General features: G+C 71.7%; 11 protein-coding genes. 7 read left to right on the top strand and 4 right to left on the bottom strand.

Translation table 11 applies throughout. The features are described 5' to 3' along the window. Window positions 1–155 precede the first annotated feature (155 nt). A complete protein-coding gene (locus F8279_RS15560; protein ID WP_091413773.1) occupies window positions 156–1,973 on the bottom strand; it encodes an ABC transporter in 1,818 nt (605 codons plus the stop codon). Window positions 1,974–2,183: 210 nt separating this feature from the next. Here F8279_RS15560 and dnaK point away from each other — a divergent pair, with 210 nt between their 5' ends. The 5 genes from dnaK (at window position 2,184) to F8279_RS15535 (ending at window position 6,945) form a co-directional block, all read left to right on the top strand. Beyond that, window positions 2,184–4,046 carry a molecular chaperone DnaK gene (dnaK, locus tag F8279_RS15555; protein ID WP_013473404.1) on the top strand — a complete coding sequence of 621 codons (1,863 nt, stop codon included), beginning with the start codon at window positions 2,184–2,186 and terminating at the stop codon, window positions 4,044–4,046. 48 nt (window positions 4,047–4,094) lie between these two features. Further along, window positions 4,095–4,832: a nucleotide exchange factor GrpE gene (grpE, locus tag F8279_RS15550; protein ID WP_151500328.1), complete on the top strand. Its 738-nt coding sequence runs from the start codon at window positions 4,095–4,097 to the stop codon at window positions 4,830–4,832. A gap of 79 nt (window positions 4,833–4,911) precedes the next feature. Beyond that, complete coding sequence (gene dnaJ, locus F8279_RS15545; protein ID WP_151500327.1) at window positions 4,912–6,096, top strand: molecular chaperone DnaJ; 1,185 nt, start codon at window positions 4,912–4,914, stop codon at window positions 6,094–6,096. A 24-nt stretch (window positions 6,097–6,120) separates the two neighbouring features. Beyond that, complete coding sequence (locus F8279_RS15540; RefSeq protein ID WP_091413778.1) at window positions 6,121–6,561, top strand: heat shock protein transcriptional repressor HspR; 441 nt, start codon at window positions 6,121–6,123, stop codon at window positions 6,559–6,561. Between the two features lie 177 nt (window positions 6,562–6,738). Then, window positions 6,739–6,945 (top strand): hypothetical protein, encoded by a 207-nt coding sequence (locus F8279_RS15535; RefSeq protein ID WP_013283368.1) that lies wholly within the window; start codon window positions 6,739–6,741, stop codon window positions 6,943–6,945. A 60-nt stretch (window positions 6,946–7,005) separates the two neighbouring features. Here the strand turns inward: F8279_RS15535 and F8279_RS15530 are convergent, their stop codons facing one another. From F8279_RS15530 to F8279_RS15520, 3 genes are all read right to left on the bottom strand, one after another. Then, window positions 7,006–7,434, bottom strand: a complete 429-nt coding sequence (locus F8279_RS15530; RefSeq protein WP_091413780.1) for a hypothetical protein — start codon at window positions 7,432–7,434, stop codon at window positions 7,006–7,008. A 165-nt stretch (window positions 7,435–7,599) separates the two neighbouring features. Next, window positions 7,600–8,817 (bottom strand): cation:proton antiporter, encoded by a 1,218-nt coding sequence (locus F8279_RS15525; protein WP_151500326.1) that lies wholly within the window; start codon window positions 8,815–8,817, stop codon window positions 7,600–7,602. A 5-nt stretch (window positions 8,818–8,822) separates the two neighbouring features. Then, a complete protein-coding gene (locus tag F8279_RS15520; protein WP_091416018.1) occupies window positions 8,823–9,323 on the bottom strand; it encodes a cation:proton antiporter regulatory subunit in 501 nt (166 codons plus the stop codon). 181 nt (window positions 9,324–9,504) lie between these two features. Here F8279_RS15520 and clpB point away from each other — a divergent pair, with 181 nt between their 5' ends. Together clpB and F8279_RS15510 are read left to right on the top strand one after the other, a co-directional pair. Continuing rightward, complete coding sequence (clpB, locus tag F8279_RS15515; protein WP_151500325.1) at window positions 9,505–12,096, top strand: ATP-dependent chaperone ClpB; 2,592 nt, start codon at window positions 9,505–9,507, stop codon at window positions 12,094–12,096. A gap of 269 nt (window positions 12,097–12,365) precedes the next feature. Next, window positions 12,366–13,577 carry an MFS transporter gene (locus F8279_RS15510; protein WP_151500324.1) on the top strand — a complete coding sequence of 404 codons (1,212 nt, stop codon included), beginning with the start codon at window positions 12,366–12,368 and terminating at the stop codon, window positions 13,575–13,577. The last annotated feature ends 95 nt before the right edge of the window (window positions 13,578–13,672 follow it).

Below are 13,672 nucleotides of genomic sequence, written 5' to 3'. Positions count from 1 at the left end.
CGTCCCACGATGTTGCTCACGATGCCTTCCTCGCGCTCACGGGTCCGGTTTCTGTTCGCGACTGCGGGGCTCGCAAGCCCGGCTCACTCCTCGCGCTCACGGGGCCGGTCTCTGTTCGCGACTGCGGGGCTCGCAAACCGGCTCACTCCTCGCGCTCACGGGAGACCGTCCTGCTCGGGGGCCGGGAACAGGCCGCTGCGGTGCCGGGCCCGCTCGACCTCGACGGCGGCCCAGCGCAGCGCCGCACCGGCGTTGGCCGCCGGGCGCTCGGCCTCGGTGCGGCTCAGGTAGCGCGCGGCCTCCTCGGCCAGCAGTTTGCCGACCCGGTCGAGCAGGTCGACGCGGGCCTCACGGGCCAGGTTGCGGACCGCCTGGTCGCCGAAGATCGCCTGGAGCACCGTCTGCCCCGCCACGGCGGTGCCGGTGCCCGCGGCGACCTCCAGCCCGGTGGGGATGAAGGCGGTGGAGGCGAACACGCCGATCATGACGGCGAGGCCGGTGGCATTCACCGCGTACGCGGCCGTGCGGGCCACGAACCGCCGGTCACCGCCCTCGACCCGGACCAGCTCCAGCACGCCGCGCTGCCAGTCGCGGACCAGCTGCTCGGCCCGCTGCGGCAGGTCGGCCGACGGGTGGGCCAGGTCCGGTTCCAGCAGCGCCGCGCCCGCCGGGTGCGCCTTCCAGCCGGTGTACGCGTTCTCCGCCGCCTCGGCGGCCACCCCACGCAGCAGCGTGACGAGCTGGGACTCGATCGCGGTACGCAGTTCCGCAGCGGGAGCGGGCCGTCCGGTGACCGCCGCGACCACCCGGTCGCGCAGCCGCCCGATGCGGGCCTCCAGCCCACGGAAGAACTCGCCGGTGCCGATGAACTCCTGCCAGCGGGCCAGCACCTCGCCGCGCAGCAGCCGGCCGTCCTTGAGCCCCTGGTCGACGCTCCGCGCCGCGCTCCGGTACGCGGCCTGGACCCGCTCGTCCAGCGCGTCGGCGGCGGTGACCTGCTCGTCGGCGGCCTCGGCCAGCGTCTCGACGACCGGGTGCAGCGCGGCGAGCGCCCCGTCGAGCGTCTGCCGGACCACAGCGGCGCGGGCCTCGGCGTCGGCGGCGAGCCGGGCGAACCAGTCGCTCAGCGGCGCGGTGATCCGGTCCGGCAGCAGCCCCTGCCCGTCCACCCAGGTCTCCGGCAGCACGAACAGCGGCGAGGCGCCCAGCTCCTGCTCGGCGAGCATCTCGGACAGGTGGGTGGCGATCTCGTCGGCGGCCTCCGGGGGTACCCGGTCCAGCACCATCGCCACGGCGGTGCCCCGGGCGCGGGCGCTGCGCAGCAGTTCCCAGGGGACGGCGTCGGCGTACCGGGCGGCGGTGGTGACGAACAGCCAGAGGTCGGCGGCGGCGAGCAGCTGACCGGCGAGCGCCCGGTTGGCGTCGACCACCGAGTCGATGTCGGGCGCGTCGAGGAAGGCCAGGCCGGGCGGCAGCGCCGGTGCGGTGACCAGGTGCAGGGTGCCCGGCTGCTCGCTCGGCTCGGTGGTCCGGGTCAGGCCGGGCAGCAGCTCGCCCTGCCGGAACCAGGCCGCGTCGGTCGGGCTGCACACCAGCACCGGGGAGCGGGTGGTGGGGCGGAGCACACCCGCCGCGCTGACCCGCGCCTGGACCAGGCTGTTGACGAGCGTCGACTTGCCGGCGCCGGTGGAGCCGCCGACGACCACCAGGAGCGGCGCGTCGAGCCGGGCCAGCCGGGGCAACAGGTAGTCGTCGAGCTGGTCGGTGAGGCTCGTTGCGGCGTGCCGGGCCGGCTCGGCCGAGGGCAGGGCGAGCGGGAAGCGGGCCGCACTGATCGCCGCGCGCAGGCCGGTGAGCGCGGCGGGCAGGCCGTCGGCGGCGTGAGCAGGCTGGTCGTCGCCCGTGGTGGCTCCGGTGCGGGCTGCGACGGCGGGCGCGCCGGCACGGGTGGCGGAATCGCCATGCGTCGTCACCGCTAAAGCGTGCCCGACCGACGCAAGGTAAGACAACCGGACAGTAGTAACGGTCGGGTTGCGCCAGGTCGGCTCAACCCCGACTTGCGGATTGGCGATCGCGTGGCACTATTGAGTCAAGTTCACTCAACTTGTGGTGCGGCCGCTTCCGGGCGGCCCGCCGGGCAGGCCGTCTGACCTGCTCACCCGTTACGAAGCGAGGAAGCGAACATGGCACGTGCGGTCGGCATCGACCTCGGCACGACGAACTCCTGCGTCAGCGTTCTCGAGGGCGGTGAGCCCACCGTCATCGCCAACGCCGAGGGCTCGCGTACGACTCCCTCGATCGTCGCGTTCGCCCGCAACGGCGAGGTGCTCGTCGGTGAGGTCGCCAAGCGCCAGGCGGTGACCAACCCCGACCGGACCATCCGGTCGGTCAAGCGTGAGATCGGCACCAACTGGACCGTCGACATCGACGGCAAGAAGTACACCCCGCAGGAGATCTCGGCGCGCACGCTGATGAAGCTCAAGCGGGACGCCGAGGCGTACCTGGGCGAGCAGATCACCGACGCGGTGATCACCGTCCCGGCCTACTTCAACGACGGGCAGCGCCAGGCCACCAAGGAGGCCGGTGAGATCGCCGGCTTCAACGTGCTGCGGATCGTGAACGAGCCGACCGCGGCGGCCCTGGCGTACGGCCTGGACAAGGGCTCCAAGGAGCAGACCGTCCTGGTCTTCGACCTCGGTGGCGGCACCTTCGACGTGTCGCTGCTGGAGCTGGCCGAGGGCGTGGTGGAGGTCAAGTCCACCAGCGGTGACAACCAGCTCGGTGGTGACGACTGGGACCAGCGCATCATCGACCACCTGGTGAAGACGTTCCGCGGCGAGCACGGCATCGACCTCTCGCAGGACAAGATGGCCATGCAGCGGCTCAAGGAGGCGGCCGAGAAGGCCAAGATCGAGCTGTCCGCCGCCACCACCAGCAACATCAACCTGCCGTACATCACCGCCGGTTCGGCCGGCCCGCTGCACCTGGACGTGACGCTCAGCCGCGCCGAGTTCCAGCGCATGACGCAGGACCTGCTGGACCGCTGCAAGGGCCCGTTCGAGCAGGCCGTGAAGGACGCCGGCATCAAGATCTCCGACGTCGACCACGTCATCCTGGTCGGCGGCTCGACCCGTATGCCGGCCGTGACCGACCTGGTCAAGCAGCTCACCGGCCGCGACCCGAACAAGGGCGTCAACCCGGACGAGGTCGTCGCCGTCGGCGCCGCACTCCAGGCCGGTGTGCTCAAGGGCGAGGTCAAGGACGTCCTGCTGCTCGACGTGACCCCGCTGAGCCTGGGCATCGAGACCAAGGGCGGCATCTTCACCAAGCTCATCGAGCGCAACACCACCATCCCGACCAAGCGCTCCGAGGTGTTCACCACCGCCGACGACAACCAGCCGTCGGTGCTGATCCAGGTGTTCCAGGGCGAGCGGGACATCGCCGCCTACAACAAGAAGCTCGGCACCTTCGAGCTGACCGGTCTCCCGCCGGCCCCGCGCGGCGTGCCGCAGATCGAGGTCACGTTCGACATCGACGCCAACGGCATCGTGAACGTGCACGCCAAGGATCTGGGCACCGGCAAGGAGCAGAAGATGACGATCACCGGCGGCTCCTCGCTGCCGAAGGACGACATCGAGCGGATGCGCCGGGACGCCGAGGAGCACGCCGACGAGGACAAGCGTCGCCGTGAGGAGGCCGAGACCCGCAACGTGGCCGAGGCGCTCCAGTGGCAGACCGAGAAGTTCCTCGCCGAGAGCGGTGACAAGCTGCCCGGCGAGAACCGTGACCAGCTCAACGAGGCGCTCGGCGAGCTGCGCAGCGCGCTCGGCGGGCAGGACATCGAGAAGATCAAGTCCGCCCACGAGAAGCTGGCGCAGGTATCCCAGCAGGCGGGCTCGCTGCTCTACGCCCAGCAGCAGGAGGGCGAGCAGACCGCCCCGGGCGCGGCCGGGCCGGGTGCCGGCGCGGGTGCGGCCGGTGGCCCGAAGGCCGGTGGCGACGACGACGTGGTCGACGCGGAGATCGTGGACGAGGACAAGAAGTGACATCCGGTCCCGGACACGATTCGCACGGCAGAGGGATGAGGTAACCGCATGACGGACAAGCCACGAGCGGCCGACCCGGGTGCCACCGGGTCGGCGCCGGGCGCCGGCAAGGACACCGGCGACGAACCCCGGGTCGTCATCCGCGACAAGCGCAAGCTCGGCAAGGTGACCGAGCAGCCGGCGAACAACGTCTCGGCGGCCGACGCGGCCGCCGACGCGCCCGCCGAAGGGCTGGTCGAGGAGGCCGAGGTCGTGGTCGACGAGATCGGCGGCGAGGCCGAGGTCAGCGGTCCGACCGTGGTCGACTCGCCAGCCGAACCGGACGGCGGGACCGGCACGGACGCGCCGCTCGGCGCCGAGCTGGAGTCGCTCCGCACCGACCTGGAGGAGCGCACCCGCGACCTCCAGCGGGTGACCGCGGAGTACGCCAACTACCGCAAGCGGGTCGACCGGGACCGCAACCTGGTCCAGGAGCAGGCCACCGGGGCGGTGCTCACCGCGCTGCTGCCGATCCTCGACGACCTGGACCGGGCCCGCGAGCACGGCGACCTGGTGGGCCCGTTCGGCAGCGTGGCCGAGCAGCTCACCGGCGCGCTCGCCAAGTTCGGCCTGACCGCGTTCGGCGAGAAGGGTGACCCGTTCGACCCGACCCGGCACGAGGCGGTGGCGCACCAGACCTCGGCCGACGTGACGGAGCCGACCTGCGTACAGGTCATGCGGCGCGGTTACCAACTCGGCGAGCGGCTGCTGCGGCCCGCCATGGTCGCGGTCGCGGACCCGGAGTAGTGCCGACCCGCGACGTCCCGCCCGCCCGCACCGGGCGGGCGGGACGACCGGGATTCGACCCGTGGAAGGGGGTGGACCGGTGAGTTCCAAGGACTGGATCGAGAAGGACTACTACGCCGCGTTGGGCGTGGACAAGTCCGCCTCCTCGGACGAGATCAAGAAGGCGTACCGCAAGTTGGCCCGGGAGTCGCACCCGGACCACAACCCCGGCGACACCGGCGCGGAGGAGCGGTTCAAGACCGTCTCCGAGGCGTACGCGGTGCTCGGTGACGAGAAGAAGCGCCGCGAGTACGACGAGATGCGCTCGCTGTTCGGTTCCGGCGCCTTCCGGCGTGGCGCGCGCGGCGCGGGGCAGCCGGGCGGCATGCCGTTCGACGTCTCCGACCTGTTCGGCGGCGGCGCCGGCGGTGGCGACAACCGGTTCAGCGGCGGCGGTTTCACCGACCTGTTCAGCTCGATCTTCTCCGGCGGCGGTGCCGGCGGCCCGGCGCGTCCGCGCGGCCCGGCCCGCGGCCGGGACGTCGAGACCGAGGTGGCGCTCGACTTCGAAGACGCGGTACGCGGCGTCACGCTGCCGCTGACGCTGCGCGCCCCCGGGGTCTGCGACACCTGCCACGGCAACGGCGCGAAGCCCGGCACCCAGCCGGTGGCCTGCCCGGTCTGCCACGGCGCCGGGGTGACCACCCGCAACCAGGGGTCGTTCAGTTTCTCCGAGCCGTGCCGCAACTGCCAGGGCGTCGGCACGATCGTCGAGGAGAAGTGCCCGGAGTGCCACGGCACCGGCGGGGTCACCAAGAGCCGCACGCTGAACGTGCGCTTCCCGGCCGGTGTGGCCGACGGGCAGCGGATCCGCCTGGCCGGCCGAGGCGAGCCCGGCGAACGGGGCGGTCCGGCGGGCGACCTGTTCGTACAGGTGAAGGTCCGCCCGGACGAGCTGTTCGGGCGTACCGGGGACGACCTGACCCTGAACGTCCCGATCACGTACGCCGAGGCGGTTCTCGGCACGGACCTGCGCGTACCGACCCTGGACGGGACGGTGACCCTGCGGGTGCCACCGGGTACGCCCAGCGGGCGGGTGCTGCGCGCCCGCGGCAAGGGCGTCGTACGCAAGGACGGCCGCGCCGGTGACCTGCTGGTCACGCTCGACGTGGTGGTCCCGGCGAAGGTGTCGGACGAGGCGCGGGCGGCGCTGGAGACCTTCGCGGCGCAGACCCCGCCCGCCGCGCGGGAACATCTCGACGCGCGGGTACGTCGATTCAGTTGAGGTCGGCAGCGGAGGTGAGCGGGCATGTCGGAGGAGTACGTCGGCTCGGGTGACCCGGCCTACGAGGCCAAGGTCTTGATGATCTCGGTGGCCGCGCGGATGGCGGGGATGCACCCCCAGACGCTGCGCCAGTACGACCGGCTGGGCCTGGTGCAGGCCGGCCGGGCGTCCGGTGGCGGTCGCCGGTACAGCGTCCGGGACGTGGTGCTGCTCCGCGAGGTGCAGCGGCTCAGCCAGGACGACGGGATCAACCTGGCCGGGGTCAAGCGGATCATCGCGCTGGAGCGGCTGCTCGAAGAGGCGCAGCAGCGGGTGGCCCGGCTGGAGGCGGAACTGGACGCCGCGTACCGGCGGATCGCCGAGCTGGAGTCGCTCGGCGGCTTCCCCCGCGGCGACCTCGTGCCCACCAACCGCACGTCCACCGCGCTCGTCGTCTGGCGTCCGCGCCGCGCTCCCGACCGCTGACCTCGTACCGGAAGGCCGGCGCGCCCCGCTCCCCCGGGGCCGCGCCGGCCTTCGTCGTTCCCCGGGCGGTTCGCGGGCCGGGTCAGGGGAAAGCGGGCGTACGGCAGGGCGGGGTCAACTACGCTTTTCGCAGGGGGCAAATGCCTCAAAGCGGATTCCGGGCTGACGGGGGGAGTCATGACGGAACCGGCGAAGAAGGTGGCCGAGCGCGCGGAGGAACGGCTGGAGAAGGTGGCCGAGAACGTCCGCGAGCGGTTCGACCGGGTCACCGAGGGACGCTTCAGCGACAAGGTCAAGGAAGGGCGCTTCGCCGACCAGACGGACCACGGCGTGGACCGGGCACGGGACGACGAGCGGCGCAAGAAGCAGGGCGGGTCGACCTGACGATCCGCTGACGTGCGGGCCGGGATCCACGGGGGATCCCGGCCCGTTCGCCGTTGGCCGTCAGAGGCGGCGGTTCTCGCGGACCAGGCCGCCCTCGCACCAGTCCCGGTAGACGAAGAGATCCGGCCGGGCGAGCAGCACCCGGCTGTTGTGCGCCCAGTTGCGCATCAGGTCGTCGCCGGACTTCTCGGCCTGCTCGACCAGCTTGCGGAACCGGCGCTTGGGGTGGGCGCGGAAGTTCGTCCGGATGCCGTCGGCGGCGTAGATGTAGAGGCAGTGCAGCGTGAACCGCCGCGCCGGGCAGCCCTGGTCCATCGCCAGATCGAACAGCGTCTGCACCAGATGGTCACCGGCGACCAGCAGGTCCCAGTCGGGCGGCATCGAGGTCAGCGGCACCGAATCCGGTTGATAGGCCCACGCCCGGAGTTCGGCGGGCGAGGGATCGACCGGGTTGGCGAAGCCGTGGAACGTCTCTTCCTGCACGCTCACCGGCCGACCTTCCGCTTGCGCTGGCGGGGGCGCAGGCCACCCGCGGACCCTGGCTGCTGGGCCGAAACGTTAACGCGGTTGGACGGAGCAGTGGTAGACCTTCCCGGGATCAATTTGACAACGCCGGGCCGGATCTGCCCCACGGCTGATCCGGCCCGGTCCGGGTCAGTCGGCGGAGCCCAGGGGCAGCGGTGCGGGCGGCCGTGCGGCGGCGGCGCGGCTGCGCAGCCACTGCTTGAACCACGGGGTGTCGGGCAGGCGGGCGAGCAGCGGCCCGGTCACCACCGTGATCAACACGTACGCGGTGGCGAGCGCGGCGAGCTTCGGCTCCACCGGGTAGATGGCCGCGACGGCCAGCCCGGCGATGACGATGGAGAACTCGCCGCGCGGGGTCAGCGCCAGGCCGGCCCGCCAGCGGCCGGGCTCGGCGATCCCGGCCCGGCGGGCGGCCAGGTAGCCGGTGGCCACCTTCGTCGCCATGGTCACCACTGCGAGCAGCAGCGCGGGCAGCAGTACCGGCGGCATGTCCAGCGGGTTGGTCACCAGCCCGAAGAACACGAAGAAGACCGCGGCGAACAGGTCACGCAGCGGGGAGAGCAACTCGGTGGCGTGGTGCGCCACCGGCCCGGACAGCGCGATGCCGACCAGGAACGCGCCGACGGCCGCTGACACCTGGAGCTTGGCCGCGACACCGGCGACCAGCAGGGTCAGGCCGAGGACCCCGAGCAGCAGCGCCTCCGGATCCTTGGCGGAGAGCGCGGCGGAGATCAGGTGGCCGTACCGGATGGCCACGGCCAGCACGACGACCACGGTGAACACCGCGACGGCGAGTGCGATGCCGCCCTTGACCAGGCCGACCCCCGCGAGCAGCGCGGTGACCAGGGGCAGGTAGAGGGCCATCGCCAGGTCCTCGATGACCAGGACGGAGAGGATCACCGGGGTCTCCCGGTTACCGACCCGGCCCAGGTCGCCGAGCACCTTGGCGATCACGCCGGACGACGACACCCAGGTCACGCCCGCGAGCACCACCGCCGCCACCCAGCCCCAGCCGAGCAGGAGCGCGAAGGCGAATCCGGGCAGCGCGTTGAACACCGCGTCGATCACGCCGGCCGGCGCCGCGGACCGGAGGTTGCCCACCAGTTCGTTCGCGCTGTACTCCAGGCCGAGCATGACAAGCAGCAGGATCACGCCGATCTCGGCGCCGACGGCGAAGAACTCCTCGCTGGCGTTGAGCGGCAGCAGACCACCGTGCCCGAACGCCAGGCCGGCGAGCAGGTACAGGGGGATGGGCGACACGCCGAAGCGACGGCTCAGCCGGCCGAGCAGGCCGAGCAGGAGCAGCAGCGCGCCGACCTCGATGAGCAGGATTGTGGTTTCGTGCATACGTGTCAGCCGTCCGGATCGGTCTCGGCGAGGATCGCGGTCACGCCGTCGAGCCCCTGCCGGGTACCGACCACGACGACCACATCGCCGGCCTCGAACCGGAAGGTGGGATCGGGCGAGACGTTCACGGCGCCCTGACGCAGCACGGCCACGATGGACGCGCTGGTCCGGGTGCGGGCCTTGGTGTCCGCGAGCCGCTTGCCGACGTACTTCGACCCCGCCGGGATGGCGATCTGCTCGGTCAGCAGCCCGGCGGCCTGCTCGCGCAGCCCGGAGAGCTGACCCAGCATCAGCGACGCGCCGAGGATGTCGGCGAGCGCCTCCGCCTCGTCGTCGGTCAGAGGTATGTCGTGTTGGCAGGAGTCGGGATCGTCCGGGTCGTAGAGGACCAGGTCGCGACGGCCATTTCGGTGAGAGACCACGCCGAGCCGGCGGCCGGACTCCGTCATCAGATCATGACGTACGCCGATCCCGGGCAGGGCGGTCTGTTCGACACGTACTCGCACGCGGGTGAGGCTACCGCTGCCGCGCACCTGTTGCGTGCGGGGTGGATCGGTCGCCCGACCGGACCTCCGTCTCCCGACCGGCCCGGATGAGGGTGACTCAGGTCACAGGGGTGGAGTTGAGCGGAATAGACTCAACTCTGGTTGTGTCATGTCCAGTGGACACGCCGATCCGGGGGAGCCCATGAACACGGAACGTCTCACCACCAAGAGCCGCGAAGCCATCACCGGTGCCGTCGCGCTGGCGAACCAGCGCGGTCACGCCACCGTGGAGCCCTGGCACCTGCTGCTGTCACTGCTGGACACCGAAGGCTCGACCGCCGCGGGCCTGCTGCGCGCGGTCGGGGCCGACCCGGCCGAGCTGCGCCGCGTCGCCCTGCGCTCGGTCGAGGCGCTGCCCGCCGCGCGCGGGTCGAGCATCGCCGAGCCGACGCTGGCCCGCGAGTTCGTCAACGCCATCGGCGCCGCCGAGCAGATCGCGCGGCCGCTGGGCGACGAGTACACCTCCACCGAGCACCTGCTGGCCGGGCTGGCCCGGGTCGGCGGCGCGGTCTCGGTCGCGCTGAAGAACTCCGGCGCCACCGAGGAGAACCTGGTCGCCGCGTTCCCGACCGTCCGGGGCGGCGACCGCCGGGTCACCACCGCCGACCCGGAGCAGACCTACCAGGCCCTGACCAAGTACGGCGTCGACCTCACCGCCAGCGCCCGCGACGGCAAGATCGACCCGGTGATCGGCCGTGACTCGGAGATCCGCCGGGTGATCCAGGTGCTGTCCCGGCGTACCAAGAACAACCCCGTGCTGATCGGCGAGCCGGGCGTGGGCAAGACCGCGATCGTGGAGGGCCTGGCCCAGCGGATCGTGGCCGGCGACGTGCCGGAGTCGCTGCGGGACAAGAAGCTGGTCTCGCTCGACCTCGGCGCGATGGTGGCGGGCGCGTCGTACCGCGGGCAGTTCGAGGAGCGGCTGAAGTCCGTGCTGGAGGAGATCAAGAACTCCGACGGCCAGGTCATCACCTTCCTCGACGAGCTGCACACCGTGGTCGGCGCCGGCAAGGGCGAGGGCTCGATGGACGCCGGCAACATGCTCAAGCCGATGCTGGCGCGCGGCGAGCTGCGGATGGTCGGCGCGACCACGCTCGACGAGTACCGCGAGCACATCGAGAAGGACCCCGCGCTGGAGCGCCGCTTCCAGCCGGTGCTGGTCGGCGAGCCGACCATCGAGGACACCATCGGCATCCTGCGCGGGCTCAAGGAGCGCTACGAGGTGCACCACGGCGTACGGATCACCGACGCCGCGTTGGTGGCCGCCGCGGCGCTCTCCGACCGGTACATCACCGACCGGTTCCTGCCGGACAAGGCGATCGACCTGGTGGACGAGTCCGCGTCCCGGCTGCGCATGGAGATCGACTCGCGCCCGGTCGAGGTGGACGAGATCGAGCGGGCGGTACGCCGGCTGGAGATCGAGGAGATGGCGCTGGCCAAGGAGCCGGACGCCGCGTCCGCCGAGCGTCTGGAACGGCTGCGCAAGGAGCTGGCCGACAAGCGCGAGCAGCTCACCGCGCTCTCCGAGCGCTGGCAGACCGAGAAGAGCCACATCACAAAGCTCTCCACCGCCAAGGAGGAGCTGGAGCGCCTCGGCGGCGAGGCCGAGCGGGCCGAGCGCGACGGCGAGCTGGAACGCGCCGCCGAGCTGCGGTACGGCCGGATCCCCGCGCTGCGGACCGAGCTGAAGCAGGCCGAGGAGGAGCTGGCCCGGCTCCAGGCCGACGGCGCGATGCTCAAGGAGGAGGTCGGCGCGGACGACATCGCGGCAGTGGTCGCCTCCTGGACCGGCATCCCGGCCGGCCGGCTGCTCGAAGGCGAGACGGCCAAGCTGCTGCGGATGGAGGAGTCGCTGCGCGCCCGCGTCGTCGGTCAGGCCGAGGCGGTCGGCGCGGTGTCCGACGCGGTCCGCCGCGCCCGGGCCGGCGTCGCCGACCCGGACCGCCCGACCGGGAGCTTCCTGTTCCTCGGCCCGACCGGCGTCGGCAAGACCGAGCTGGCCAAGGCGCTCGCCGAGTTCCTCTTCGACGACGAGCGGGCGATGGTCCGCATCGACATGAGCGAGTACGGCGAGAAGCACTCGGTGGCCCGCCTGGTCGGCGCCCCGCCCGGGTACGTCGGCTACGAGGAGGGCGGCCAGCTCACCGAGGCGGTACGTCGCCGGCCGTACTCGGTGATCCTGCTGGACGAGGTGGAGAAGGCCCACCCGGACGTCTTCGACGTGCTGCTCCAGGTGCTCGACGACGGCCGGCTCACCGACGGTCAGGGCCGCACCGTGGACTTCCGCAACGCGATCCTGATCCTCACCTCGAACCTGGGTTCGTCGGTGATCAGCGACCTGACGCTCACCGAGAACGAGCGCCGGGAGGGTGTGCTCGCGGTGGTCCGGTCGCACTTCAAGCCGGAGTTCCTCAACCGGCTCGACGACATCGTGGTGTTCGCCGCGCTCCAGGGCGAGGACCTGCGGTCGATCGTGGACATCCAGCTCGACCGGATGCGAACCCGTCTCGCTGATCGCCGGCTGGGCCTGGAGATCACCGACGCGGCCCGGACGTGGCTGGCCGAGCACGGGTACGACCCGATCTACGGCGCCCGGCCGCTGCGCCGGCTGGTGCAGTCGGCGATCGGCGACCAGCTCGCGAAGGCGCTGCTGGCCGGCGAGATCCGCGACGGCGACACGGTCCGCGTCGACCTGTCCGACACCAAGGAGTCCCTGGCGGTCACCGCCGCCTGACCCGCCCACCCTTACGAAGGCCCGGCCTCAAGGCCGGGCCTTCGCCGTCCGGTGAGACGGACAGCGCTGCGGGCATCAGCCGAATATCCTGCCCGGAACGTCAATCGAAAGTTAGGAGCCGCAGATGCGCCTCGGCCTGCTGACGGTCCCCGCTTCGCCGCGAGAGCACGCCGCTAACTGACGCTTCGCCGCCGGTCCGGCGGCGCGGTGCTCCTCGCCGCGAAGCGGTCCCTCATGACCGTTTCCCTTCCTGGCTCGAGGAGCTCTTCTTGCGTGCCCTTGTATCCGCGCGTCTAGGCGCGGACTTCACCAGACTGTGGGCCGCTTCTGCGGTCTCCAACATCGGTGACGGTGTCACCATGGCCGCCGGCCCTCTGCTGGTGGCCTCCATCAGTGAGGATCCGGCCCTGATCGCCGGTGCCGTCTTCGTCCAACAACTGCCCTGGCTACTGTTCGCCCTGGTCAGCGGTGCTTACGTCGACCGGCTCGACCGACGGCGGCTGGTCGTGGTGGTCAATCTGCTGCGCGCCGCGGCACTGGCCGGTCTGACGCTCACCGTCGCCACCGAGACGGTCACCGTGGCCGTCGTCTACGCGGTGCTGTTCCTGCTCGGCGCGGGTGAGACAGTCGCGGACACCGCGATGGGCGCCCTGCTTCCGGCGGTGGTCGCACCCGAGAGACTGCCCGCCGCCAACGCCCGGCTGTACGCGACGTTCACCGTCGGCAACCAGTTCGTCGCCAAGCCGCTGGGCGCGTGGTTGTTCGTCATCTCCGCCGCCATACCGTTCGGGCTCGACGCACTGACCTTCGCGGCTGCTGCGGCTCTGATCGCCGGCATCCGACCGGCGCCCGTACCGGAAGAACCCCGTCCGCGCGGCTCGCTGTCCGGCGAGATAGGCCGAGGTGTGCGCTGGCTGTGGCGGCACCGCCTGCTGCGGACGCTCGCCGTGAGCATGGGCCTGGGTAACGTCGCGTTCGGTGCCGCATTCGCGGTGTTCGTGCTCTACTGCCGGCAGCGACTGGGCCTGTCTGATGTCGGATACGGCTTCCTGCTGACCTCGTTCGCAGTCGGTGGCCTGTTCGGCACGACGGTCGCCACCAGGCTCACCCGGGCGTTGGGTGCCGGCACGGTGCTGCGTGCCGGCCTGGTCGTCGAGGTCGTCACACACGTGACCCTGGCCGTCACGACATCACCCTGGATCGCTGCCGCCGTCTTGATCACCTTTAGCGTCCACGCCATGGTCTGGGGCATCACCGCCGCGTCGGTCCGGCAGCGAATCGTGCCGGCCCACCTGCGCGGGCGGGTCGGCAGCGTATTTGCGCTGCTCGACCTGGGCGGAGCGGCGCTCGGTGCGCTCCTCGGCGGGCTGCTGGCCGGGACCTGGCAGATCACCACACCGTTCTGGGTCGCCGCGGCGGCGATGGCGGTGATCGGCGGATTCGCCTGGCGGCCGTTGCGCGGCGCGACCAGGCTGACCTGACCGAGACGGGCTGCACCACTTGATCAAGGAGTTTGTGTCCGCGCCGGAGCCCGCGGAGGACACAAACTCCTTGATCAATGGGGAGGGCCGGGGTG

This window comes from Micromonospora sp. AMSO1212t, assembly GCF_008868145.1.
Lineage (GTDB): Bacteria > Actinomycetota > Actinomycetes > Mycobacteriales > Micromonosporaceae > Micromonospora > Micromonospora tulbaghiae.
This window is presented reverse-complemented; position numbering and strand designations above follow the sequence as displayed.